Raw genomic sequence first — 23,562 nt, forward strand, 5'->3', positions numbered from 1 at the left:
AATCCGACACGGTCCCGGCAGTCACCTGCCGGGACCGTTTTTACCTGGGGCAAGAAGCAAGAAAATCAGGACGGAGTGGGACATGAAATCGCTTGGCAGCATCCGCAGGGATTTTGCACCGTGGAACGACCCGAACGCCAAGCCGTACATCCAGTTCGACAACGTCACCAAGAAGTTCGGTGACTTCACCGCCGTCAACAATCTGTCTCTGACCATCTTCGAGCGCGAGTTCTTCGCGCTGCTCGGTGCTTCCGGTTGTGGAAAGTCGACGCTGCTCAGGATGCTCGCCGGCTTCGAGGAGCCGACAGCCGGCCGCATTCTGCTCGATGGCCAGGATCTGCGCGGCATCCCGCCCTACCGGCGGCCGGTCAACATGATGTTCCAGTCCTATGCGCTGTTCCCGCATATGACGGTCGAGAACAACATCGCCTTCGGCCTCAAGCAGGACGGCATGCCGAAGCCCGAAATCGCATCGCGCGTCGCCGAGATGCTGAAGCTGGTCAAGCTCGAGCAGTTCGCCAAGCGCAAGCCGCATCAACTGTCCGGCGGCCAGCGCCAGCGCGTCGCGCTCGCCCGCTCGGTCGCCAAGCGGCCCAAGGTGCTGCTGCTCGACGAGCCGCTCGGCGCGTTGGACAAGAAGCTGCGCGAAGAGACGCAGTTCGAACTGATGGACCTGCAGCAGAATCTCGGCCTGACCTTCGTCGTCGTCACCCACGACCAGGAAGAGGCGATGACCATGGCCGATCGCATCGCCATCATCGACAAGGGCGAGGTGATGCAGGTGGCAACGCCGGCCGAAGTTTACGAGGCGCCGGGATCGCGTTTCGTCGCTGGCTTCGTGGGCAACGTGAACATGTTCGAGGGCAAGATCGCGCGTGGCGAGGCGGGCAGCGCCAGCATAGACGCCGGCAACGGCATCACCATCCGCACCGACAATGCCGGCACCGCCGGGGCCGGGACGGCCGTCACCTTCGCCATCAGGCCCGAAAAGATCAAGGTGTCGTCGAAGAAGCCGGCCGAGGCCGTCAACGCCATCGAGGGCGAGGTCTACGACATCGCCTATCTCGGCGACATGACCGTCTATCATGTCAGGCTGGACGACGGCCAGGTGGTGCGCGCCAGCACCATGAACGCGGCCCGCATCACCGAGGATCCGTTGAGCTGGAACGACCGCGCTTGGGTTTCCTTCCGGCCCGACGCCGGCGTCGTGCTGACGCGGTAGGGGGCGACCATGTCGAGCGCCGCCGTCACCACCTCATCAGCCTCGCCGGCATCCAATGCCGGCAGATCCATCCTTGCCAGGCTGGGTGCTGCCTTCGTTGGCCGACTGGTCATCATCATCCCGTATATCTGGCTGCTGTTCTTCTTCCTCATTCCGTTCGTCATCGTCTTCAAGATTTCGCTGTCGCAGACGGCGATCGCCATTCCGCCCTATACGCCGGCGCTCGATTTCAGCGGCGGTATCTCAGGGTTCCTGGCTCAGCTGAAACAGCTCAGCCTCGACAACTACACCTGGCTGACGCAGGACGCGCTCTACTTCAACGCCTATGTGACCAGCGTCATCATCGCCGCGGTCTCGACGGTCCTGACATTGCTCGTCGGCTACCCCATCGCCTACGGCATGGCGCGCGCGCCGGCGACGATCCGCCCGACCTTGCTGATGCTGGTCATCCTGCCGTTCTGGACCTCGTTCCTGATCCGCGTCTACGCCTGGATCGGCATTCTCAAGCCCGAAGGGCTGCTCAATCAGCTGCTGCTCGCCACCGGCGTCATCCACCAGCCGCTGATCATCCTCAACACCTATACGGCGATCTTCATCGGCATCGTCTATTCCTACCTGCCGTTCATGGTGCTGCCGCTCTATTCCGCTCTCGAGAAGATGGACTATTCGCTGATCGAGGCGGCCAAGGATCTCGGTTGCCCGCCGACCAATGCGTTCTGGAAAATCACCTTCCCGCTGTCGCTGCCCGGCGTCATCGCCGGTTGTCTGCTGGTGTTCATTCCGGCTGTCGGCGAATTCGTCATTCCCGATCTGCTCGGCGGATCGCAGACGCTGATGATCGGCAAGACGTTGTGGAACGAGTTCTTCGCCAATCGCGACTGGCCGGTATCGTCGGCCGTGGCCGTCATCCTGCTGTTGCTGCTGATCGTGCCGATCATGCTCTTCCAGCGGGCTCAGGCGCGCGCTCAGGAAATGGACAGGTGACCTCATGAACGCCACCTGGAGCCGCTTCAACATCACCTCGATCGTGCTTGGCTTTGCCTTTCTCTACCTGCCGATCGTGCTGCTCATCGTCTTCTCGTTCAACGAATCGAAACTGGTCACGGTCTGGGGCGGTTTCTCGACCAAATGGTACGTCTCGCTGTTCCACAACCAGGGTCTCATGGACGCGACCTGGGTGACTGCGCGTGTTGGCCTGATCTCGGCCACGGTTGCGACGGTGCTGGGCACCCTGGCGGCACTCACCTTGACCCGCTACACGCGCTTCAAGGGCAGGGTGCTGTTTTCCGGCATGGTCTTTGCGCCGCTGGTCATGCCGGAAGTCATCACCGGCCTGTCGCTGCTGCTGCTCTTCGTCGCCGTCGGGCTCGACCGCGGCTTCCTCACCGTGACGCTCGCCCACATCACGCTGACCATGTGCTTCGTCGCCGTGGTCGTGCAGTCGCGGCTCATGACTTTCGACCGCTCGCTGGAGGAAGCCGCGATGGATCTTGGCGCCACGCCGGTGAAGACCTTCTTCCAGATCACATTGCCGGTCATCATGCCGGCGATCGTCTCCGGCTGGATGCTGGCTTTCACCCTTTCGCTCGACGATCTGGTCATTGCCAGCTTCACCTCGGGGCCGGGCGCGACGACGCTGCCGATGAAGATCTACAGCCAGGTTCGCCTCGGCGTGACGCCGGAAATCAACGCCGCCTGCACCATCCTGATCGCCGTCGTGGCGATCGGCGTCATCATCGCCTCGCTTGCCAACAAGCGGCGTGAGGTGCAGCGCCAGCTCGACGAGCAGGCCGCGCAACGCGGCTGAAGACGAAAACGCGACCGCTTATTCCCCCGAAACGCCGCGGCTGATCGGGGAAATGAACGGCGTGCTCCAGGTTCCGCCGACGAAGAACGACGACTGGTTGGGGCCTTGCTGGCCGTTGGCCTGCGTTGCCGCCTGATCCGGCTGAATGACGCCGCCGGACAAGGCCAGTCCGCGCCCGGCGTAGGACGCGATGCCGGACAGCCAGATCTTGTACTTCGCTGAATTGGCCTCGGCCTTGTCGATTCGCGCCACGCCCTTCGAAATGGTGGCCTTGATCTCGGCACCGTCGATCGGCAATGTTGCGTCGGAGACATCGTCGAGCGCGAAGAAGCCGCCCTGTTCGGTATGTTTGAGGAAGGCCGGCAGGTTGAGCTTGCTCAACGCACCCGGCCCGAAGGTCGCCGAGACCGAGCCGTCGGCATTGTCGAAGATGGAATCCCAGGTTCTGCCCGGCCCCTTGAGGATCACCGAGACGGTGCCCGTGCCGACCGGCACCAGCCGCGTCATCCCCGCCGCCGTGCCGAAAGCACCGCCGTCGATGTCGGACGCCAGAAGGCGGATTTCGACCTGCGAGCCTTCCGGCTTGCGATCGAAGCGAAGGCTGGTCTGGATGTTGCCGCCGAAGGCCGAGGCATCGGAGATGTCGAAGACGGACAGACCATCCTTGACCTGTGCGGTGGCGGCGACGTCGGCGAGCTGGATCGGCCCCGCCGTGGCGTGCGCCGCCGACAGCCTGAGATCGAGATTGATCTTGTCGGCGAAACTTGTGTCGATTTCGCCAGGCCCCGCTCCTCCGGTCGGCACCAGCGGGGTGAAGGCCGACAGAAACGATCTGAGGTCGAGCGTGTCGAAGGCGAGCGTGCCGGAGATCACAGGTTGTGCTTCACCAAGCGAGAGGTCCAGCGCACCCATCCCCGGATTGTTGTCGAGTGCAATCGCCGTGTTGTCGAACTTGACGCGCCCGCCGGTCGCGGTGATCTTGCTCGAAATGCTGACCGAGCCGATCGCCGCACCCGGAGCGATGCCGGCCTGCGACCATTCCAGGACACGCCGCAGCGAGGGTGCCGAGAACTTCGCTTGACCGTCGAAATAGGTATTTTCAGACATGCTGGCCGTGCCGTCGAACGAGAAGGTGGCGGGCGCCGCCTTGAAGGACAGTGTCAGCGGCGCCGTGCCGCCGGCAAACAGCACAAGCGGTTTGGCCGAGGCGACGTCCAGCGCGACGCTTTCGCCCCGCCAGATGCCGGTTGCCGACAGCGTCGCATTGCTGTTCATCGCCGCCCAATTTGCCTGACCGTTCAAACTGCTCAGGATCTCGACGTCCTTGCCGCCGATGGAGGCTACCATGCGGCCGTCACGAAACTCGACCGTGCCGAAGGTGTCGGTAGGCAGCTTGTCGAGGTCCGGTTTGGCGGGGTCGGCGTTGACCAGGCCGCGCGCCGTGTCGATGGAGCGCGTGATGCGCCCGCCGGTCGGGACAGCGGGCAGGAAAAGGCCGGCAGGCGTGCGCTGGACCCGGATCGTCGGCCGCACCAGCCGCGCCGTCGAAAACACCACGTCGCCGCGCAAGGCCGCCATGGCGGAAAGGTCGACCTCGACCCGTTCTGCCTCGACCACCGGCGGCGCCTCGGTGTCGGTCCATTGTGACAGCGTCACATCGGTCAGGATGGCGCGGAATGTCGGCCAGACCTCGATACGCGGCGAACCGTCGATGGCGACACGGAAGCCGCTCCACGCACTCATTTCCCAGGCGATGCGGTCGCGCACGATACGGGTGGAGGCAATCAGCGGCAGGGCGGCAACGACCAGCGCGACGACGATCACGGCAGCGCCGATCGCCCATATTCCGCGCCGGATCATAGATGATGGCATATGGCCCCGTATGCTTCCATTCCGACAATCGCCCGACGGGTGTAACCCCAGGTGTCACCACGACCCCGGTCGTCACCACGGCCCCGGTCGTCACCACGACTCCAGTCGTGACCAGGACTTCCGGCCGTCACTACGACTTCAAGTTGTCACTACGACTTAGGGCTGAGGCATTTCAAGTCTTTATGGCCCGGCGATGGCATTTGCGCACATCTGGTCGCATCAGCCGAACAAAATCTTGCTCTGCTGCGCTGCGATATGCATAAGCGATGGCGACCGTGGAGGAACGATCATGGCTGCCGAACAACCGCTCTGGACCCCGACGCAAGACCAGATTGACGCAGCACCCTTGACCGCCTTCACCAAGGCCGCCGGAGTCAAAGCCGGCGTAGCGTTTTCCTCGTATTCGCAGCTTCACGCCTGGTCGGTCGAGGACCGTGAAGGGTTCTGGAGCCTGGTCTGGGATTTCTGCGGCATCGTCGGCGGCAAGGGCGACAAGCTGCTCGTCGACGGCGACAAGATGCCCGGCGCTTCTTTCTTTCCCGATGCGACACTGAATTTCGCCGGGAATCTGCTGAAGAAGACCGGCTCAGGCGACGCAATCGTGTTTCGCGGCGAAGACAAGGTCGAGCGCCGGCTGTCCTGGAACGAGTTGCACGCGCTGACCTCGCGGCTGCAGCAGCTTTTCCTGTCGCTCAAGGTGAAGAAGGGCGACCGCATTGCCGCCATGATGCCCAACATGCCGGAGACCGTCGCCGCCATGCTGGCCGCCGCCTCGATCGGCGCCGTCTGGTCGTCCTGCTCTCCCGATTTCGGCGAGCAGGGCGTGCTCGACAGGTTCGGCCAGATCGAGCCCGTCGTCTTCATCGCGCCGGATGGCTATTGGTACAATGGCAAGGCGATCGAAGTCGCCGACAAGATCGCCGCGGTCGCGGCCAAGCTCGGCACTGTCCACAAGATCCTGGTCGTCGACTATCTCGGCACATCGAGCGATGTTGCCGGGACCATCGACAAGGCGGTGGCGCTGGAAGAGGCGCTGTCGCCCTTCGCCGACAAGCCCGTCGCCTTCGAGCCGCTGCCGTTTTCGCATCCGCTTTACATCCTGTTTTCGTCGGGAACGACCGGCATTCCCAAATGCATCGTCCATTCGGCCGGCGGCACGCTGATCCAGCATGTCAAGGAACACCGGCTGCATGCCGGTCTCACCGACGGCGACCGCTTTTTCTACTTCACCACCTGCGGCTGGATGATGTGGAACTGGCTGGTGTCGGGGCTCGCTTCGGGTGCGACGCTGCTGCTCTATGACGGTTCGCCCTTCTACCCCGACGGCAATGTGCTGTTCGATTTCGCCGATGCCGAGAAGATGACTTTCCTCGGCACCTCGGCCAAGTTCATCGATTCCGTGCGCAAGGCCGGCCTCAAGCCGATCCGCACGCATGATCTGTCCACTGTGCGGGCAATCTCCTCCACCGGCTCGCCGCTGTCGCCGGAAGATTTCCGCTTTGTTTATGACGGCATCAAGAAGGACGTACATCTGGCCTCGGTCTCCGGCGGCACCGACATCGTCTCCTGCTTCGTGCTCGGCGTGCCGACGCAGCCGGTCTGGACCGGCGAGATCCAGGGACCCGGCCTCGGCCTGGCCGTCGATGTCTGGGACGACGACGGCAGGCCGGTCCGACAGGAGAAGGGCGAGTTGGTCTGCGCAAAAGCCTTTCCGGCGATGCCGATCGGCTTCTGGAACGACCCCGATGGCAAGAAGTATCGGGCGGCCTATTTCGAGCGCTTCGACAATGTCTGGTGTCATGGCGATTTCGCCGAATGGACCGAGCATGGCGGCCTCATCATCCATGGCCGCTCCGACGCCACGCTCAACCCGGGCGGGGTGAGGATCGGCACGGCGGAGATCTACAATCAGGTCGAGCAGATGCCTGAGATCCTGGAAGCTTTGTGCATCGGACAGGACTTCGACAACGACGTGCGCGTCATCCTGTTCGTGCGCCTGGCCGCCGGCGTGCAGCTCGACGAGGATCTGGAAAAACGCATACGGGCAAAAATCCGTGGCGGCGCGAGCCCGCGTCACGTGCCGGCAAGGATCGTCGCCGTCACCGACATCCCTCGCACCAAATCGGGCAAGATCACCGAGCTTGCGGTGCGCGACGTGGTGCATGGCCGCGCCATCAAGAACAAGGAGGCGCTCGCCAATCCAGAGGCGCTTGAGCTGTTCAAGAACCTGCCGCAATTGGCCGAGTAGCTGCTAATGCATGTCGCTCAAAAGTGGCCCGGTTTTGAGACAACGACATGCATGAAAAAAGACGTTCCGGCATGGTTAACGAAATATCTCGCTAGAATTTACCTAGATTTCATGAGTGGTACACATTCGTAAATTTTCCGGCGCTCCGGTAAGGAGTTGTTAAGGTCCGGCCTCGATAGTCGCAGGTAACTTGAGGGAGAAATCCCGTTCCTCAGCCCCGAGGATCCGAATTCGCTCAAGCCCCCGTTGTGACAGCAATCCCATCTCTTAAGGCGCCTTTGGGCGCCTTTTTCTTTTTATCGGGATCGAAGCGTGGAGGGCTGATCTATTCCGCGAGCACACGGGTCGATGGAAAAGCGACCTCGACCAAGGTGCCTTCGCCCGGTGTCGAATTGATGGTGAACCGGGCACGGTTGGCTTCCACCATCGCTTTGGTCAAAGGCAGTCCAAGCCCGGTGCCGTCGCCGCGTCCGCGCTTCAGCGCGTTGATCTGCTTGAACGGCTTCAGCGCCTGCTCGATCTCGGCATGGCTCATGCCGATGCCGGTGTCGCGCACCCGCATGACGACGTCGCCCGACGTCTCATAGGCGGTCGAGACGATCACCTGGCCGCCGGCCTGGGTGTAGCGGATGGCATTCGACAGGATGTTGAGCGCGATCTGGCGCACGCTGCGCAGGTCCGCCACCACTTCCGGCAGCCGCGAAGCGAAGCTGGAGCGGATGATGACCCGTTCGCGATTGGCCTGCGGCTGCATCATCGCCACCGTCTCGGCCAGCGTGTCGTTGAGCGACACCGCCTCATAGGCCATCTCCTGCTGGCCAGCCTCGATCTTGGAGATGTCGAGCAGGTCGTTGACCAGGTCGAGCACATGATTGCCCGAGCGGTTGATATCGCGCAGATAGTCGCGGTAGCGGTCGTTGGCGACAGGTCCGAACTTCTCGTCGACCATCAGTTCGGAAAAGCCGATGATGGCGTTGAGCGGGGTGCGGATCTCGTGGCTGATGCGGGCGAGGAAATCGGTCTTCTGCGAGGACGCGCGCTCGGCCACCGCACGTGCCTGCGTCAAGTCCTCTTCGGCCCGCTTCCACTGCGTGATATCGCGAACGACGGCGCAGAAGCCGCTGTCGTTGGGCAGCCGGCCGATGGTCATGAACAGCGGAATGAAGCGGCCTTGCGATTCGCGCCCGATAACCTCGCGGCCGTCGTTCATGACACTCGCCACGCCGGGCTCGGACAGTCCGTTGAGATAGTCGCGTGCCGCGCGCTGACTTTCGATGGCAAACAGCGAGGCGAACGGCTTGCCGGTCACATCGTCGCTGTCGAAGCCGAACAGTGCTTCGGCCGGCCGGCTGATCGATCGGATGGTGCCGTCACGGCCGATCAGCACGACGCCGTCGGTGGCGGTGTCGATAATGGTGCGCATCTCGGCGATGCGCGCCTTGAGCTCGGAAATATCCGGCTGCGTCTGCTCGTCGCCAACCACATGCAGGCTCGCCGGCGCATCATCCTCGCCGGAGCGTCGCACGACCAGCATCAGCGCCTTGCCGTCGCGCCAGGGGACAGAGCGCAAAATGGCCTCGATCGGGAATTCCTGTCCATCACGCGTCTTCAACCGCAGCGCGCGATCGGTGCCGTCGGAAACGCCGTCGTCGGCATAGGGGTCGGCAAACAACGCGCCGAGGCCGCCGGCATCCGCCAGATCGTCGAGCGCCTCGTAGCCGGTCAGGCTGAGGAATTCCTCGTTCGCATAGTGCAACTGGTCTCCGGAATGGATGAGCAGCGGCACGGGCAGCTTACCGAGCAGCGACGTGTCCGGGGCCTTGTGTTCATCTCCCGCGGAAAACGCCGACGGCACGAACCCTTCGGCCTTGAGCGGCGGAACCTGCAGGCGAGGGCGCTCGACGCGTATTTCCGCAGCGTCGCCTGCATTGACGGCTTGCTCGGCAACCGCCTGCTCGTCAGGCGATGCGGCTTCCTCGTCGGGCTGCGCCCAATCCTCGCTGTCTTCGGCATCGCGAAAATCTGCTGACGTCATGCTGTCGTCATCGAGGACGTCATGTGTCGCGTCAGTGGCTTCAGGCTCTTCGCCGGGCGAAACCGCAGCGGTGTTCTCTGGTTCCGCCGCCACGGGGCCACGTTCGTCATCTTGGCCGGCATAGTCCAGCAACGAGCCCGTCACATTCATCCCAAGGGGGGCTTCACGAGCCGCTTCGTCCGGGTGACCGTCAAGCCGTGCCAGATCCTGCTCGTCTTCGGCATCGACATCGGTCTCGGATGGCTCGACCGGTTCGTTCTCTGGCCCTGACGCAGGGATGCCGCCGGTGCGCATCGGGTCGTCGGACGCCTTGACCGGAGCCTCGGTCTCCGCTGCCGACGCCTCAGCAGTCTCAGTCTCTGGTGGCTCGACCGGAGCACTCTCCTTCTTCAGCCGCTCGCCGATTTCGCGGAAGGCGCTGCGTTCCAGGGTCGAGAGGCCCTTGTCGTTGGCTGGCTGGCGATGTTCGGCGAGCCGGATCACCTTGTCGGCAAAGCGCCGCTCCTGTTTCGGCACGATGATCAGCGCCGGCACCTCGCCCTTGAACGGATCCGATGCCTGAGCGTCCTCGGCCCTGGGCTCCTCAGCGTTCGGCTGTTCGGGCGCGGGTTGGATGACTTGCGGTTCCGGCGTTGCCGGCGCCCGGCCATTGGGCACCAGCGCCATGCCGATGGCCTCCGGATCGACGACCGCGTCGCTGGCGCGGGCGACGCCGAAGCCGCGGAAACCCTCGAAGGCGCGGCTGCGGCCATAGACAGGCAGCGCCGCCAGGTCGACGGGTATCTTCAGATCGGTGCCGACGACCGGCCACAGCACCGAGCGTCCGGACCAGGTATCGCGCCGTTCGAGGAGCCCCGATATCTCGCCCGAGGGGTCGAGGCCGAATGTGGCGGCGACATCCCTGAAGCGTCGGCCAATCACGTCGGCCGCCGGCTTGCCGACGATGTCGGCGAATTCCGGCGACAGCGCGCTGAACTTGCCTTCGGCATCGGTGCGCCAGACGAAGCGCACCGGCGCCGCTGCGCGGTCTATCGCCGAGACGGTCGTCGGCGTGGCCGCGGAGGTGGACTGGACTTCCAGGGCCGCCGGTTCTTGAGGCGCTTCAGGTCCGGACGCAGCTGGTCGCGGCGCCTGTTCCCCTCCGTCCTCGTCGGCGTTGAAGTACCAATGGTCGTGTTGCGCCGGTGTGGGCTCTGCTGCCGCCTGATCGCTATTGGCAGCCGTCGGCGCCTGCCCGATCGCGTCGGTGATCGCATGCGGCTGCGATGCGGCGACGTCCTCGGTCGGCAGTGCGGCGCCTGGTTCCTCGGTCGGCGTCTCGCCACCCTGTTCCGGCTGCGAAGCCGCATCGCCAGCTGGTGCCGCCTCGGCAATGGTTTGCGTGAGGTGTTCGCCCGCAGGGGCTGTGTCGTCGAGCTGGTCCTCGTCGATCACCACCAGCAGATGCCGCTCCTCGGTCAATCTTGCCAGACCTGCCGGGTAGGAGGCCGTGCCGCCCGGGACAAGGCGCTTGACAATGCGGTCGCTCTCGGCTGCGACGTCGGCAACCAGTGCTGCCAGCGTCTCCGGCAGGATGCCCAGTGCCGAAAATCCTTCCGAGGCCGCCTCAACGTTGCCCCTGGCATCGACAAAGGCGATGAAATGACCATCCTCGGTGAAGCCGCTAATGGCGCGCGCGGCGATTTCGCCGGCACTGCGTGACCCTGTCTGAGCCGCCGGCACTGCCAGCATGATCGCCTTCTCGGCGTCCGGCATGGTCACCGCACTGGCCAGGAAGCCGACGGCGCGGCTGGTCATGCCGGTCGCCAGCCGCACCATGATGGCGCGGTCGCTGCCAATCTCGGGAAATCCGCTGGTCGCCATGATCTGGCGCCTGGCGATCACGGGCAACTGCGCCGAGGCGCCTATGATCGCCTCGATGTCGGGATAACCGAACATCGCGGCTCCTGGCCCATTGGCCCAGATCACCTGCTCCAGATCCGCCGACAGGATCGCGATCGCGTCGCCTGCGGCAAAGCGCTGGCGGACCGCGTCGAGCACGGCGACATCAAGGAAGGAATATTCGGACGGCATGCGCTTGGCGGACCTCACGGAGCGGCGATTTTGCAGTTAACGCTTTGTTAATAAAAGCCGGAGGCGCGAAGGTCCACAAGCCAGAACGTGCAAAGGCTGGAATCTGGGCTCTTGGTTAACGGCCCAAAAGAAATTTATGGTGCACTGCAACAAAGATATTGCAATGCACAAAATTTGCCTTTATATTGCCATCATACATGAACGAGACGGCTTTCTGTCAAAGCCGCTGCCGCTGAAAAGGATGGAAAATGTCCAGGACCAAAACCGCCGAGACGATCGAAAACGTTGAATTCCCGAGCTTCGACGCTTCCAAGGCGACTGACCAGATCCGCGCTTTCGCCGAAAAGGGCGTTGAGCAGTCGAAAGAGGCTTATGCCAAGCTGAAGACCGGCGCCGAGGAGACCCAGAAGGCTCTGGAGTCGACCTACGAGACCGCCAAGACCGTTTCCAACGACCTGTCGCTCAAGACCATCTCCGCTTTGCGTGCCAATGCCGAGGCCGGTTTTTCCCACCTCGAAGCCCTGATCGGCGCCAAGTCGCTGTCGGAAGTCGTCGAGCTGCAGACCGCCTTCCTGCGCAAGCGCGTCGAATCGACCGTCGAGCAGGCCAAGGACTTCCAGGCCGTTGCCTCCAAGGCCGCCGAGGACGTCTCCAAGCCGATCAAGACCGCCTTCGAGAAGGCGATGAAGGAAATCAAGGTTGCCTAACATTTGCGCATGATCTGAAGATGCAACAAAAGGTCGCATTTTCTTAAAAACGATCAGGTGTATGATGGCAGCCATCAAGGAATACCCGGTGAGTGGAACCTCCTCCCTCTGCTCCCCGGGGTGACCAGCCAGCACCTCCTCCCGCTGGCTCGTAACAGGAAAAGGCCGGCACCTCCTCCCGCCGGCCTTTTTCTTTGTCCGTCGCCTGGTCCTTGCCTGCGCCTTCTTGCTGGGCGAATGCCGCGCCGATGTGGGGAAGTGACCTTTGCTTTCCAAAAGCCTTGAATTAGAATCCATAAGCCCGTAAGGACGCATCGCCGAACGACAGAGTGGCGGATGAGTTTCTGTTTCGATCCGCTCAGGCAACGTGCCGTTGTAGCTCAGATGGTTAGAGCGCCGGATTGTGGATCCGGAGGTCGCTGGTTCGATCCCAGCCAACGGTACCATCGGCTTACCCTCATAACTCGTTGAATTTGTTGCGGAATTTTTGGCCACAGGGTACCATAAATAGCGACATAATTTCAAAGACTTAAAGGCTTCTGGTTAGCTAGGCTGGCTTGGGTGTCGGTGCGTCCTATGGACGTGTACCATTCTGGTGCCATAGGGAGGCCGTCCAGCTATGACGGTCAACAAAATGGCGGTTAGCCCGGAGCGAACCCTGCCAATGACGTCAGCCGTCGTTTCGCCTGAGATCTTTGCGCAGCCAAAAAAGCCGTCGTCCACACGGAACCTTTGCTTGCGGAAACCGCAGGCCAAGTTGCTACCCTCTCGCCGGGAGCGGCATTGCTGGCCTGGTGGTGCGCCGATCTGGTTCCGACGCAAAAGCTGCGTTGGCCGCGGCCGGTGCCCTAATTCCCTTCTTGGCCAAGACAGATACTCCAGCGTTCAGTTGGGCTCCAGTGCGTACCGCCTCATTTTCAGCAGCCCTGTATGAGGCGATCTCGAATCATCTCTGCAATCGGGATCGCCGAGGTGGCGGCGGGGGAAGGCGCGTTGCAGACGTGCAGCATGCGGTCCGTTTGTGCGAACAGGAAATCATGGATGAGGGCACCGTCCTTGCGCACGGCTTGCGCGCGGATGCCTGCTTCGTGCGGGAGCAGGTCGGCGAGCTCGAGGCTCGGACAGTATTTCCGGCACTCCTCCAGATAGCCTGGCTTCCAGAGCGAGTTGCGGAGTTCCGTTACCGCAGATCCGCGGTTGGCGAACACGGTTTTCCAGAAGCCGGGAAACAGCGCGTAGTCGGCCATGTCCGAAACGTTGAACGAAAGCCGTGGATAGCCTTCGCGGGCAAAACCGATAACGGCATTCGGCCCGACCGTGACGCTGCCGTCGATCATCCGCGTCAGGTGCACGCCAAGGAAGGGCAGGGCTGGATCCGGGACGGGATAGATCAGATGGCGGACAATGTCGTTCTTCGATGCGGGAAGGCGATAGTATTCGCCGCGGAAGGGAACGATGCGATGCTCGATCGAAAGCCCGGCGAGCACGGCCAGCCGGTCCGATTGGAGACCGCCGCAGACCACCAGTTTTTTCGCCTGCCAGTTTTCGCCGGCCGACGCGATATCGACGGAATCGATGACTTCGCGAATGCCGGTGACGCGCGTCGACAGGCGGATCTCGCCGCCAAGCGCCCTGATGCGCCGCCCCATGGCTTGGCAGACATCGGCATAGCTGACGATGCCGGTCGAGGCCACGAAAAGCGCGCCGAGACCGCGGATGTTCGGTTCCCGCTCCTTCAATTCCCCCTCGCTGACGCGCCGGACTTCGATCGTGTTCTGCTTCGAGCGTTCGTGGAGCGCCTCCATGCGCTGCACTTCGAGTGCGGAGGTGGCGACGAGCAGTTTGCCGCAGACATCAAAGCGGATGCCGTTCTCCTGGCAGAAGGCCTTGGTGGCATCCGCGCCCTTGCGGCAGAGCTCGGCCTTCAGGCTGCCTGGCGGATAGTAGATGCCGGCATGGATGACACCACTGTTGTGGCCGGTCTGGTGCTTGCCGAGAGCCTCCTCTTTCTCCAACAGGATCAGGCTGCAGCCGGGATATGTTTCCAGCAGCCGCATGGCCGTCGCCAGGCCGACGATGCCGCCGCCGATGACGCAGTAGTCGAAAATCATTGTTGTAGTCCTTGCCTGCCCGATTATGCGTGCGCCGTCTGACGATCGCCATAGCCGAAATAGGCCTTTTCCAGCGCATGCCCGTCGGCAAGCTCGCTTGCCGAACCCTCCAGCGCGTTATGGCCGTTGCGCGGCACGTAGACGCGGGAAGCGAGGTCGAGAATGCGAGCGGTGGACCGTTCGACGACGAGCAGGGTCAGCCCGCTGGCGTTAAGCTGGCGGAGGCTTTCGTAGACCTGGTCGATCACCAGCGGCGCAAGGCCAAGCGACGGTTCATCGATCATCATCAGCGACGGGCGCTGCAGGATGGCGCGGGCGATGGCAAGCTGCTGCTGCTCGCCGCCGGAAAGGTGGCCGGCAACGCCGCGGTAGCGGGTCCTGAGGATCGGAAGATTCCCAGAACCCGTTCCCAGATCGGCGGCCGCTTCGGCCTTGTCCTTGCGGATCATGCCGCCGAGCAGCAGGTTTTCCCGCACCGTCAGTGTCCGGAAGATACTGCGGCCTTCCGGCACCGGTGCCAGGCCCTTCCGGCATAGCTTTTCCGGCGCCTGGCCGGCGATCGACTCGCTGTTGAAGGCAAGCGTGCCCCCGGTCGGCGCCATGGCCCGGAAATTGATTTCAGAAGCGTGGATTTGCCGGCGCCGCGATCTGGCCTCGTCGTTCCCGGCAAGCAGCAGCTGACGATCAATCTCCTCGCGTGGTATCGACATCTCACGGCGGCCAGATATCGCTGCCCTGATATCAAGTGCGTAGACCGGACGCCGCTGCGGAATGCCAAAGGATAGTGCTCTTTGACAATCTTCCCCTTCACTGAAGCCACCCCGATCCAGTTCCAGCAGCCCCTGCCGAGGACCTCGGACGTCGTGATCATCGGCGGCGGGGTCATTGGCGTGACCACGGCACTGTTCCTGGCGCGGCGGAACGTCTCGGTGACGCTGCTGGAAAAGGGACGCATCGCCGCCGAGCAATCCTCGCGCAACTGGGGCTGGATCCGGCAGCAGGGCCGCGATGCCGACGAACTGCCGATCGTCATCGAAGCGCAGCGCCTCTGGCGGCAACTGGCACAGGAATGTGGCGAGGACATAGGACTGAAGCAGACGGGCGTTACCTATCTTGCGCGAACAGACAAGGAGATGGCCGGTTTCGCGAAATTCCTGAAGATCGCCCAGGCTCATGGCGTCGACACGCGTCTCCTCGACCAGGGTGAGCTGGCAAGCCTGATCCCGGCCATGTCGCGACTGTTCAAAGGCGCAATGATCACTCCATCGGACATGCGGGCAGAACCTTGGGTCGCCGTGCCCGCGCTTGCTCGCCTGGCGGCCCGCGAAGGCGCGACGATCATCGAGAATTGCGCGGCACGTATGCTCGACATCTCCGCGGGACGCATCAGTGGCGTCTGGACCGAGAAAGGGCTCATCGCGGCCTCGAGCGTCCTCGTCGCCAGCGGCGCGTGGACGTCGCTGTTCCTGCGCGCCCACGGCATCTCGATTCCGCAGCTCAGCGTCAGGGCGACCGTCGCTGCGACAGCGCCGATGGCGGAAATCCACGCCGGTGCCGCCGCGGACGAACGCATCGCTTTCCGGCGCAGGCAGGATGGCGGGTACACGCTCGCATCGGGAGGCAGCAGCCAACTCTACATAGGGCCGGACGCATTTCGCCATGCAGGCAAATATGTCAGCGCCCTGATGGCCAATCCGTTCGGCACACGCTACCTGCCGGCCGCGCCGCGAGGCTACCCGGACGGCTGGTCGACCCCGCGCAGATGGAACGCGGATGAAGAAAGCCCTTTCGAACGGATGCGCGTCCTCAATCCAGCTCCCGAGACGTCGGCGCTCCGCGCCATCGACGGCGGGTTCAGGGAGCTTTTCCCTCAGTTCACGACCGTACCGCTCAAGGCGAGCTGGGCGGGCATGATCGATGCGATGCCTGATGTCGTGCCCATCGTCGATCGCGCCGCTGCGTTCCCAGGCCTCGTTGTCGCGACCGGGATGAGCGGCCACGGCTTCGGCATAGGACCCGGAATGGGCCGCATCCTGTCCGATTTGATCCACGGCAACGAGACCGGGCACAATCTCCACAGGTTCCGTCAATCCCGTTTCAGCGACGGCAGCCCGATCCGATTGGGACCATCGCTGTAAGTATTTCTGCCGCCCGCCAGCCCATCCGCTCTGGCCTTGAAGAACCGGACGAGGGCTCAGGTGCCGCATGCCCGGGCGTAGATCTCGATGCTTCGCTGGACGTGATCGATCGCGATCTCCTCGACGTCGCAGCCGCGGGCGGCCCAAGCGAGCGCCGAAGGCAGGTGCTGGAGAAACAGCGTCACCGGCACCTTGCGGCCCTTCAACGCGTCGAAGAGCCGGTCGCAGGCGGCACGGGCTTGCGGGGTCGCCCAATAATATCGGATGCGATCGGAATAGGAGTAGTGGCGCAGCGTCCGCTTGTCGGCATCGCTGCCATGATAGTGGCTTGCCCAGTTCTTGGGCGCGGCTTGCATCAGCTCTTCCATGGCCTGATAAAGCGGCCGCTGGCCATAGAAAGGCACCAGATCGGAAGCGATCAGGTCGAGCGCGTACAGCGCCTCGCGCAGTTTGAAGGTCAGCTCGGGGCCGACCTTGAGGATGGCGAAGCCATCTTCGACGAGTTCACGCAGCGGCCTCTCGCCCTGATAGTCCGTCGAATGCGCTTCGAAAATGAGCGACGGCAATGTGTTCAGAGTTGCCGCCAGATCGCTGGCCTTGGTCCGATCGTAAAAAATCACATTCTGGTTGCCGAACTCCACGCCCGGCTGCACGACAAGCCCGATGACGCGGGAAAACGCGCTTTCAAGCCCGGCGGCCTGGAATGCTTTGGCGTGAATGGCATGTGTCTGGCGAGCCGCCTCCGGACTGGTCGGGGTGATCGCATCCAAAGCGTGATCGGCGCCACCGGGAGGCGGCACCTCCGTCCCGATGATGTAGACCGGGCTTGCCCCGCCGCTCTGCGCGGCCGCCTGTTCCGCGACGCCCGCCATTCTGGCTGCGCGCTCGGCCACCGTATGGTCGTCTAGCGTCGCCGGTTCACCCGCGCAGCCCATCGATGCATCGAGATGGATCTTGCGGAAGCCGGCGCGGACATAAGCATCGACCATTGTCCCGGCCTGCGCCATCGCCTCCTCGGCGGGCCGGTCTTTCCAGGGATTGGGACCGAGATGATCCCCGCCAAGCACGATCAGCTCTGTCGGGCACTGCTCGACTGCCGCTAGCGCTTTCACCATCGCCGCGAAATCGGACGGCGTCATGCCCGTATAGCCGCCCAGATGATTGACCTGGTTGCACGTCGCTTCGATCAGGACGGTGGTGCCCGTGTCCCGGCCGTGCCGCAGTGCGGCTTTCAGCACCAGGGGGTGTGCCGAACACACCGAGGTCACCCCGATTTTCTTGCCTTCCCTGTGCAGGGCCGGCACATCTTCGATCGCCACACGCATCAGCTTCTTCTCGCCGTTCTTGCCATGAAATCTTTCAGTTCGGCCCGCGTGCCGGCTCCCTCCATGGGACCGAGGCGTGTGACGTTGCGCGCCCCTGCCGCATTGGCGAATTCGAGCGAAGTCCGCAGCGGCATCCCCAACCGCCGGCATGCGACATAGGCTCCGCCGAAACAGTCGCCGGCGCCGGTGGGGTCCGTTTCCTCGACGATGAGGCCGGGACAATCGGCACTGGCGCCCGTGCTTTGACGGGCTGACGCGCCATGTTCGCCACGCTTCACGGCGATCTCCTTGACCCCTCGTTTGAACAGCGCCTCGATTGCGCGTTCCTCGCCATCCATGCCGGCGGCCAGGAACAATTCGTTGCCCGACGGCAGCAGCAGGTCCGCTTTGTCCACCAGGCTCGCGAATTTCTCCTCGGTCTGGCCGTGCGCCAGCAATTCCTTGCGCAGGTTCGGATCGAGCGACATGGTGCCGCCGCGTGCCTTGATCAGCGGGATCGCGCGTTCGGTGATCGCCCAGGCTGCGGGGCTTGCGAACACCGTTCCCATGACGTGGATATGCCCGCAACGTGCGATCAGCGCCTCGACCTGCGGGGTCCATTCCAGTCGAGCGGCGGCGGATTTGGCGATGTTGTAGACGAAATCGCGGCTTCCGTCCGTGCGGTAGCGGACAAAGGCGCTGCCCGTCGGATAATCCGCGGAAACAGCGATGGCGGAAGTGTCTACGCCGTCTCGCTTCAGGCGCTCCATGTTGACCGCGCCGAAATCGTCGTCGCCCACCACGCCCACCATTGCCGCCGCTCCGCCCATACGCGCGCATTGATCGATGAAGATGGCGGGCGCGCCGCTCGGAAAGGGGCCAATGAGGTCGATCGGTTCCCGGAAACCGGTGCCTGTCTGCCTCGCGACGATCTCTACCAGGATTTCTCCAATCGTCACGGTTGGCCCGAGCGAGTCCGGTGCAAGCGTTTGGGGGAGGTCGTTCATCAAGCGTCCGATCCTGGGTGTGGTGTCGTTTGCGGTTTCACGACGCCGAGGCGTCTGGACCGGAAACCGCGTCCTTGTTGAGCATCTGGTTGTCGAGCGACATGAAGCGCTGATGCATCATGCAAGCGGCTCCGAAGGCAGCTCCATAGATGGCGCTCTCGTTGAAAACGATCTCGGGGATAGGAAAGGTCGCGGCCTGGAGCTCGCGGATATGCGCGTCGACCCGTGCGGCGACCAATGGATACAATTCCGCGACGGACCCGCCCAGCACGATGCGGTTCGGGTCGATCAGCCGCGAGATCTGCACGACTGCAAATGCGAACAAGACAGCCCATTCTTCGGCGAGCTGCACCGCTTGAGGAACACGATCGCGGACGTCACGCAGGAACAAGTCCAAGTCGGCGTCCGGCCTGTACTGGCGATAGGATGACAGGATGCGGTCGCGCCCGAAGGCCTGCTCCAGATTCCGGTATGTCGGGTTCCGTGTCTTGAGGTGGCCGACTTCTCCGGCCAGGCCATTGCCGCCGCGGAACAACTTGCCATCGATCACAATTCCGCCACCGACGCCGTTCTCGATGACCATGAAGAAGGTGACGCCGCTCGCCGCTTCCGGCTGGCTGTATGTGATGCCGATGCCGAATGCGTTGCCGTCATTTTCCGCGGATACCGGAATCTCGGCCGGAAGAAGGCTGCGGGCAAGGCCTGTGAGATCGACATTGCGCCACCCCAGGATCGGTGCGACGTGGATGAAACCGTCCTGGTTCATTTGTCCGGGCACCGCGATGCCGATGCCCTGACATCGCGCCAGGCTATCCTTCCGCATCTCGAGAAACACCTGTTCGATCGCCATGTGGACCGCGGCCTCCGGATCGCTGTCATGTCCTTCGAAGCGCGTCATGGCGCTGCGAACGATCTTGCCCGCGAGATCGATCTCGACGCATGTCATATGTTCGACACCGATCTCTATGCCGGCGAAGAAAACGGCTTCAGGCACGATTTCCACGAGGATACCCGGTCTTCCGGCCCTGGGCTGGCCCGCCGGATTCGCGATATCGTTCTCCGCCACTTCGCGAACGAGTCCGGCCTCGACCAACTCCAGGACGATATTGCCGGCGGACGAGCGGTTGACCCCCATATGCCTGGCGAGATCGGCCCGGCTCAAAGGGCCGAAGCGGTGGAGCGCGTTCAGCGTCGCTACCGAATTGCTCTGGCGGATCCTGCGAGGCGAGCTGCTGGCGAAGGTTACATGGTTCATGGCGGACTCCGCATGTTCGTTCCCAGCCTATACTTCACCCGAGCTTGTTTTTCCTCCGGCAACGCAAAGTCCTCAAAAGAATGAACCGCCTGATGTCGGAAGCAAGCAATTCCCGTTGCGCCGGACGCGAAGGAGAATGCCGCGAGCGAGCGGCATCCTCCTGTTGGAGCGTCAATTGCCGACAAGCACCTTGTCGACATTCTCGGAGGTCACCGCCAGCCACGGCACGGAGTAATGCTGGTCCTTGCCGTCGTTCCAGGCGAGCTTGCCGCCGTTTACGTCCCAGACAGCCGCGCGCGGCTTGTAGCTGTCGCCGACGATCTTGTGCAGCGCGAGGTCGATCGCCCCTTGCGCCTGTCCGTTGGCATCCTGGAGGATGGACATCGACTGTTCGCCACGCTTGACGGCTTCAAGCGCGTCCTTGATGCCGTCCACGCCGGCGACCGGAACCGTCTTGGGATCCAGGCCGTGGTTGCGGATGCCCTCGATGGCGCCGACGGCCATCTCGTCGTTTTCGGCCAGGACGCCCTGGATCGCATCGCCATGCGAGGTCAGGAAATTCTCCATCAGCGTGATGGCCTCGGCGCGTGACCAGTTGGCGGTGTTCTGCTCCAGGATGGTCACTCCGGGATTTTCCTTCAGCACCTTCTGGATCCCTTCAAGCCGCTGTACCTGGGCCGACTGGCCCAGCATCCCTTCCAGGATCACGACCTTGGCCTGTGGGCCGGCCTTGTCGATCACCGCCTTGGCCAGCATTTCGCCGGCCTCGACATCGTTGGAATTGATGTAGGCGTCGTAGAGTGCGGTGTTGGAAACCATCGTGTTGGAGCCGAACACCGGGATGCCGGCTGCCTTCGCGCGCTCGATCGGTTCATTGCCGGCGTCGATGTCGACCGGGATGAAGATGATCGCGTCATATTTTTCGGTGATGGCTGTGTCGAACAAGTTCGACTGCGTCAGCACGTCCTGGCGACCGTCGAGAACTGTCAGCGTGGCGGTACCGTCCGCAAGCGCGGGGTGCGCCTTGGCGGCATCGGCCCACAGAACATTGTACTCGGTGTTGAGGCTCTGGACGATCGCCGCGATCTTCAACGTCTTGGCGTCGGCCGAACTCCCCCCGAACACCATGCCTGCAAGGGCAAGGCCGGCCGCTGCTCCCATCAGGAAGCGTCTTGTCGTTTTCATGTGCATTTCCTCCATGTTGCGTGCGGCCGCGCCGCTTGCGCCTGTTACTCTCTCCCGGCTCGGGAGCGGTCGATCAGCACCGCGAGGACGATGATCGAACCCTTGATGATCTGCTGGTAGTATGAGGACACCCCCATCAGATCGAGACCGTTGCTGATCATGCCGATGATCAGCACGCCCACCAGCGTATAGCCGATGCGGCCGATACCTCCGGTGAGGCTTGTTCCGCCGATGACCACCGCCGCGATGGCATCGAGTTCGTAGCCGATGCCCGCCTGTGGCAGGGCGGACGTGGTGCGGGCCGTCAGCATGACACCCGCGAGACCGGCCAGCGCGCCCATGATGACGTAAACCGAAAAGATGATGCCGGTGGTGTTGATGCCGCTCGTCTTTGCACTGCGCGGGTTTCCGCCCACCGCATAGACCCGTCTTCCGTAAATGGAGTAGCGCAGGACGATCGCCGCGACAGCGAAGACGACGGCGAAAATGATCACCGGTACCGGTATGCCGAGCACGAGACCCTGGCCGAGCCAGCGGAATTCGAGGCTGAGATTGGGAATCGGGCGGCCGCCGCTGTAAAGCAGCGTCGCGCCGCGCGCCACGCTCAGCATTCCGAGCGTGGCGACGAAGGCCGGCACCTTGAAGTAGGCGATCAGCCCGCCATTGACGGCGCCGCAAAGCGCGCCCACGGCGACGCCGGCCGCGACTGCTAGGAGCGGATTGAACGCATCCGCGCCGGTGACCAGGCTGGCCGCCACGGCGCCGGCCAGCGCCAGGAGCGAACCGATGGAGAGATCGATGCCGGCCGTCAGGATCACGAAGGTCATGCCGACAGCCAGCACACCGTTCATGGAGACCTGCCGCAGAACGTTCAGCAGATTGTTGGTGGACAGGAAGTTCGGCGACGCCAGCGACAACATGACGAACAGCAGGATAAACGAGATGACGATGCCATAACGGGCGATGAACTTTCCCAGGCTCATGCCGCTCATGCTTTGACTGGCGGATACCATTGGATTCTTCTCCACGAAATGGATCGTCTGGCTAGGAAGCCAGATGAACGAGGGTTTCCTGGGTGGCCTCGGGTCCGGCGACCTCGCCTGCGATGCGGCCCCGGCGAAAAACAACGATGCGATCCGCATTGGCGAGGATTTCGGGCACCTCGGACGAGATCATCAGCACGGCGTTTCCCGCCTTCACGAAATTGCCGAGGAAGGCGTAGATCTCGCGCTTGGCGCCTTCGTCGACGCCGCGTGTCGGCTCGTCGCAGATCAGGATCCTGGGGTTGGTATCGACACAGCGCGCAAGGACAACCTTCTGCTGGTTGCCGCCGCTCAGGGATTGGACGGGCAGGTCCGGCGACGCCGTCTTGATGGAGAAGCGCTTGATGTGCTCGACCACGCTCCTGGCTTCCGCCGATCCGTTCATGAAGCCCTTGCGCGCATAATGCGGCAGGTTGGCCACGGTGATGTTGTGGGCGACCGACGCGGTCAGTGACAGGCCCGTCTGCTTGCGGTCCTCCGTGACCAGCGAAATGCCGGCGCCGATGGAATCGGCGGGCGTCTTGAGATCGATGGGCTTGCCCTCGATCAGCACCTGGCCGGAATCCCGCGGCTCGTTTCCGTAGAGCGCATTCACGAACTCGCTGCGACCGGAGCCGAGAAGCCCGTATATGCCGACGATCTCTCCCGCATGAACGGTCATGTCGATGTCGGCGAACTTTCCCTTCGATGCAAAGCCGCGGGCTTCGAGCAGGGGTTTCTGCGGGCCGGTATCCTTCGGTTCGCGATGATGGTCCAACAGGTCGCGGCCGACGATCGACCGGATCAGGCCCTTGCGGTCGATTTCGGAAATCGATCCGCCGCCTACGAAACGGCCGTCGCGGAAGACCGTATAATCGTCGGCGATCTCGAAGATCTCGGTCAGGCGGTGCGAGACATAAATGATGCCTACGCCCTCCGCGGTCAGAGTGCGGATCGCGTCGAACAGCATCTGCGCCTCGCGCTCGCCAATGGCCGAGGTGGGTTCGTCCATGATCAGGATGTCGCTGCGGCGGCTGATTGCCTTGGTGATCTCGACGAGTTGGGCCTGCGCGATCGAAAGATCGCGCAACCGCGCACCAGCGGGGATGTTGAATTTCAACCGCGCCAGGATCGCCTCCGCGTCGCTTAGCATGCACTTGTCGTCGACGAAGAAGCGGCCGCGCCGCTGTTCGCGGCCGAGATAGAGGTTCTCGGCGACGGTCATGTCCAGGAAGGGGCTAAGCTCCTGGGTGATGATGGCGATACCGGCATCGAGCGCCTCGGCGGGGGAGGAGAAATTCACCTCCCGGCCTTTCACCGTGACGGATCCGGCGTCGCGCCGCAGCATCCCCATCAACACGCCGAGGAAGGTCGACTTGCCGGCACCGTTGCCACCGCACAAGGCATTGACCGTCCCGGCGCGCAACCGAATCCGCCCGTCGACCAGGGCGGGAACGCCTGCAAAGCTCTTCGCGACATTTTCGGCGCCGAGGAGAAGCGGCGCGGTGGCGCCGTTCTCGTTGGTGATAGCTTCGTTCTGCGTCATCTTCCCGTCCTCCTCGGGATGAGATGGCGC

The 23,562-nt window shown here is 63.1% G+C and carries 16 protein-coding genes and 1 tRNA gene; 7 read left to right on the plus strand and 10 right to left on the minus strand.

All coding sequences use genetic code 11. The features are described 5' to 3' along the window. Positions 1–82: 82 nt before the first annotated feature. From A9K65_RS12680 to A9K65_RS12690, 3 genes are read left to right on the plus strand one after another with little or no spacing between them, the layout of a single operon-like run. Positions 83–1,222 (plus strand): ABC transporter ATP-binding protein, encoded by a 1,140-nt coding sequence (locus tag A9K65_RS12680; protein WP_013530249.1) that lies wholly within the window; start codon positions 83–85, stop codon positions 1,220–1,222. A gap of 9 nt (positions 1,223–1,231) precedes the next feature. Further along, positions 1,232–2,206: an ABC transporter permease subunit gene (locus tag A9K65_RS12685; RefSeq protein WP_064994601.1), complete on the plus strand. Its 975-nt coding sequence runs from the start codon at positions 1,232–1,234 to the stop codon at positions 2,204–2,206. A gap of 4 nt (positions 2,207–2,210) precedes the next feature. Continuing rightward, the gene (locus A9K65_RS12690) at positions 2,211–3,029 is read left to right on the plus strand and encodes an ABC transporter permease subunit (protein WP_013530251.1); all 819 of its coding nucleotides are present in this window, start codon (positions 2,211–2,213) and stop codon (positions 3,027–3,029) included. Between the two features lie 18 nt (positions 3,030–3,047). Here A9K65_RS12690 and A9K65_RS12695 read toward each other — a convergent pair whose 3' ends face one another. Further along, positions 3,048–4,901, minus strand: coding sequence for an AsmA family protein (locus tag A9K65_RS12695; protein ID WP_024505753.1), 1,854 nt, complete (start codon positions 4,899–4,901; stop codon positions 3,048–3,050). Between the two features lie 289 nt (positions 4,902–5,190). On the opposite strand from A9K65_RS12695, the gene A9K65_RS12700 reads away from it, so the two are divergent. Then, positions 5,191–7,149 (plus strand): acetoacetate--CoA ligase, encoded by a 1,959-nt coding sequence (locus A9K65_RS12700; RefSeq protein ID WP_064994786.1) that lies wholly within the window; start codon positions 5,191–5,193, stop codon positions 7,147–7,149. 325 nt (positions 7,150–7,474) lie between these two features. Here the strand turns inward: A9K65_RS12700 and A9K65_RS12705 are convergent, their stop codons facing one another. Further along, positions 7,475–11,257, minus strand: a complete 3,783-nt coding sequence (locus A9K65_RS12705) for a PAS domain S-box protein (RefSeq protein WP_064994602.1) — start codon at positions 11,255–11,257, stop codon at positions 7,475–7,477. Positions 11,258–11,505: 248 nt separating this feature from the next. On the opposite strand from A9K65_RS12705, the gene A9K65_RS12710 reads away from it, so the two are divergent. Together A9K65_RS12710 and A9K65_RS12715 are read left to right on the plus strand one after the other, a co-directional pair. After that, a complete protein-coding gene (locus A9K65_RS12710) occupies positions 11,506–11,964 on the plus strand; it encodes a phasin (RefSeq protein ID WP_013530255.1) in 459 nt (152 codons plus the stop codon). Between the two features lie 369 nt (positions 11,965–12,333). Beyond that, positions 12,334–12,410: transfer RNA gene (locus A9K65_RS12715), tRNA-His, on the plus strand. Between the two features lie 471 nt (positions 12,411–12,881). Here A9K65_RS12715 and lhgO read toward each other — a convergent pair. After that, on the minus strand, positions 12,882–14,072 hold the full coding sequence (gene lhgO, locus A9K65_RS12720) for an L-2-hydroxyglutarate oxidase (RefSeq protein ID WP_198032110.1): 1,191 nt from the start codon (positions 14,070–14,072) through the stop codon (positions 12,882–12,884). Between the two features lie 26 nt (positions 14,073–14,098). After that, entirely contained in the window at positions 14,099–14,785 is a 687-nt protein-coding gene (locus tag A9K65_RS12725; RefSeq protein WP_064994603.1) for an ATP-binding cassette domain-containing protein, read from the minus strand. A gap of 81 nt (positions 14,786–14,866) precedes the next feature. Between A9K65_RS12725 and A9K65_RS12730 the strand changes: the two genes are divergently transcribed. Beyond that, positions 14,867–16,213 (plus strand): FAD-binding oxidoreductase, encoded by a 1,347-nt coding sequence (locus A9K65_RS12730; protein WP_064994604.1) that lies wholly within the window; start codon positions 14,867–14,869, stop codon positions 16,211–16,213. Positions 16,214–16,269: 56 nt separating this feature from the next. Here A9K65_RS12730 and A9K65_RS12735 read toward each other — a convergent pair whose 3' ends face one another. From A9K65_RS12735 to A9K65_RS12760, 6 genes are all read right to left on the minus strand, one after another. Beyond that, positions 16,270–17,538 carry a D-tagatose-bisphosphate aldolase, class II, non-catalytic subunit gene (locus A9K65_RS12735; RefSeq protein WP_064994605.1) on the minus strand — a complete coding sequence of 423 codons (1,269 nt, stop codon included), beginning with the start codon at positions 17,536–17,538 and terminating at the stop codon, positions 16,270–16,272. Beyond that, positions 17,538–18,524, minus strand: a complete 987-nt coding sequence (locus tag A9K65_RS12740; protein WP_064994606.1) for a sugar kinase — start codon at positions 18,522–18,524, stop codon at positions 17,538–17,540. The genes A9K65_RS12735 and A9K65_RS12740 overlap by 1 nt, the downstream gene beginning before the upstream one ends. Positions 18,525–18,561: 37 nt before the next feature. Beyond that, on the minus strand, positions 18,562–19,779 hold the full coding sequence (locus A9K65_RS12745; protein WP_063172821.1) for an ROK family transcriptional regulator: 1,218 nt from the start codon (positions 19,777–19,779) through the stop codon (positions 18,562–18,564). Between the two features lie 171 nt (positions 19,780–19,950). After that, a complete protein-coding gene (locus A9K65_RS12750) occupies positions 19,951–20,964 on the minus strand; it encodes a substrate-binding domain-containing protein (RefSeq protein WP_064994607.1) in 1,014 nt (337 codons plus the stop codon). Between the two features lie 44 nt (positions 20,965–21,008). After that, positions 21,009–21,977 carry an ABC transporter permease gene (locus A9K65_RS12755; RefSeq protein ID WP_063172820.1) on the minus strand — a complete coding sequence of 323 codons (969 nt, stop codon included), beginning with the start codon at positions 21,975–21,977 and terminating at the stop codon, positions 21,009–21,011. A gap of 31 nt (positions 21,978–22,008) precedes the next feature. Further along, positions 22,009–23,532 carry a sugar ABC transporter ATP-binding protein gene (locus A9K65_RS12760; RefSeq protein WP_064994608.1) on the minus strand — a complete coding sequence of 508 codons (1,524 nt, stop codon included), beginning with the start codon at positions 23,530–23,532 and terminating at the stop codon, positions 22,009–22,011. Between the last annotated feature and the right edge of the window lie 30 nt (positions 23,533–23,562).

The organism is Mesorhizobium sp. WSM1497, assembly GCF_001672455.2.
Taxonomy (GTDB): Bacteria; Pseudomonadota; Alphaproteobacteria; order Rhizobiales; family Rhizobiaceae; genus Mesorhizobium; species Mesorhizobium ciceri.

Coding starts and splice junctions, on each gene's coding strand:
- A9K65_RS12710 (WP_013530255.1), top strand. CDS start 11,506: ATGTCCAGGACCAAAACCGCCGAGACGATCGAAAACGTTGAATTCCCG.
- A9K65_RS12745 (WP_063172821.1), bottom strand. CDS start 19,779: ATGAACCATGTAACCTTCGCCAGCAGCTCGCCTCGCAGGATCCGCCAG.
- A9K65_RS12735 (WP_064994605.1), bottom strand. CDS start 17,538: ATGCGTGTGGCGATCGAAGATGTGCCGGCCCTGCACAGGGAAGGCAAG.
- A9K65_RS12755 (WP_063172820.1), bottom strand. CDS start 21,977: ATGGTATCCGCCAGTCAAAGCATGAGCGGCATGAGCCTGGGAAAGTTC.
- A9K65_RS12695 (WP_024505753.1), bottom strand. CDS start 4,901: ATGCCATCATCTATGATCCGGCGCGGAATATGGGCGATCGGCGCTGCC.
- A9K65_RS12680 (WP_013530249.1), top strand. CDS start 83: ATGAAATCGCTTGGCAGCATCCGCAGGGATTTTGCACCGTGGAACGAC.
- A9K65_RS12700 (WP_064994786.1), top strand. CDS start 5,191: ATGGCTGCCGAACAACCGCTCTGGACCCCGACGCAAGACCAGATTGAC.
- A9K65_RS12760 (WP_064994608.1), bottom strand. CDS start 23,532: ATGACGCAGAACGAAGCTATCACCAACGAGAACGGCGCCACCGCGCCG.
- A9K65_RS12685 (WP_064994601.1), top strand. CDS start 1,232: ATGTCGAGCGCCGCCGTCACCACCTCATCAGCCTCGCCGGCATCCAAT.
- A9K65_RS12725 (WP_064994603.1), bottom strand. CDS start 14,785: ATGTCGATACCACGCGAGGAGATTGATCGTCAGCTGCTGCTTGCCGGG.
- A9K65_RS12690 (WP_013530251.1), top strand. CDS start 2,211: ATGAACGCCACCTGGAGCCGCTTCAACATCACCTCGATCGTGCTTGGC.
- A9K65_RS12750 (WP_064994607.1), bottom strand. CDS start 20,964: ATGAAAACGACAAGACGCTTCCTGATGGGAGCAGCGGCCGGCCTTGCC.
- A9K65_RS12705 (WP_064994602.1), bottom strand. CDS start 11,257: ATGCCGTCCGAATATTCCTTCCTTGATGTCGCCGTGCTCGACGCGGTC.
- A9K65_RS12740 (WP_064994606.1), bottom strand. CDS start 18,524: ATGAACGACCTCCCCCAAACGCTTGCACCGGACTCGCTCGGGCCAACC.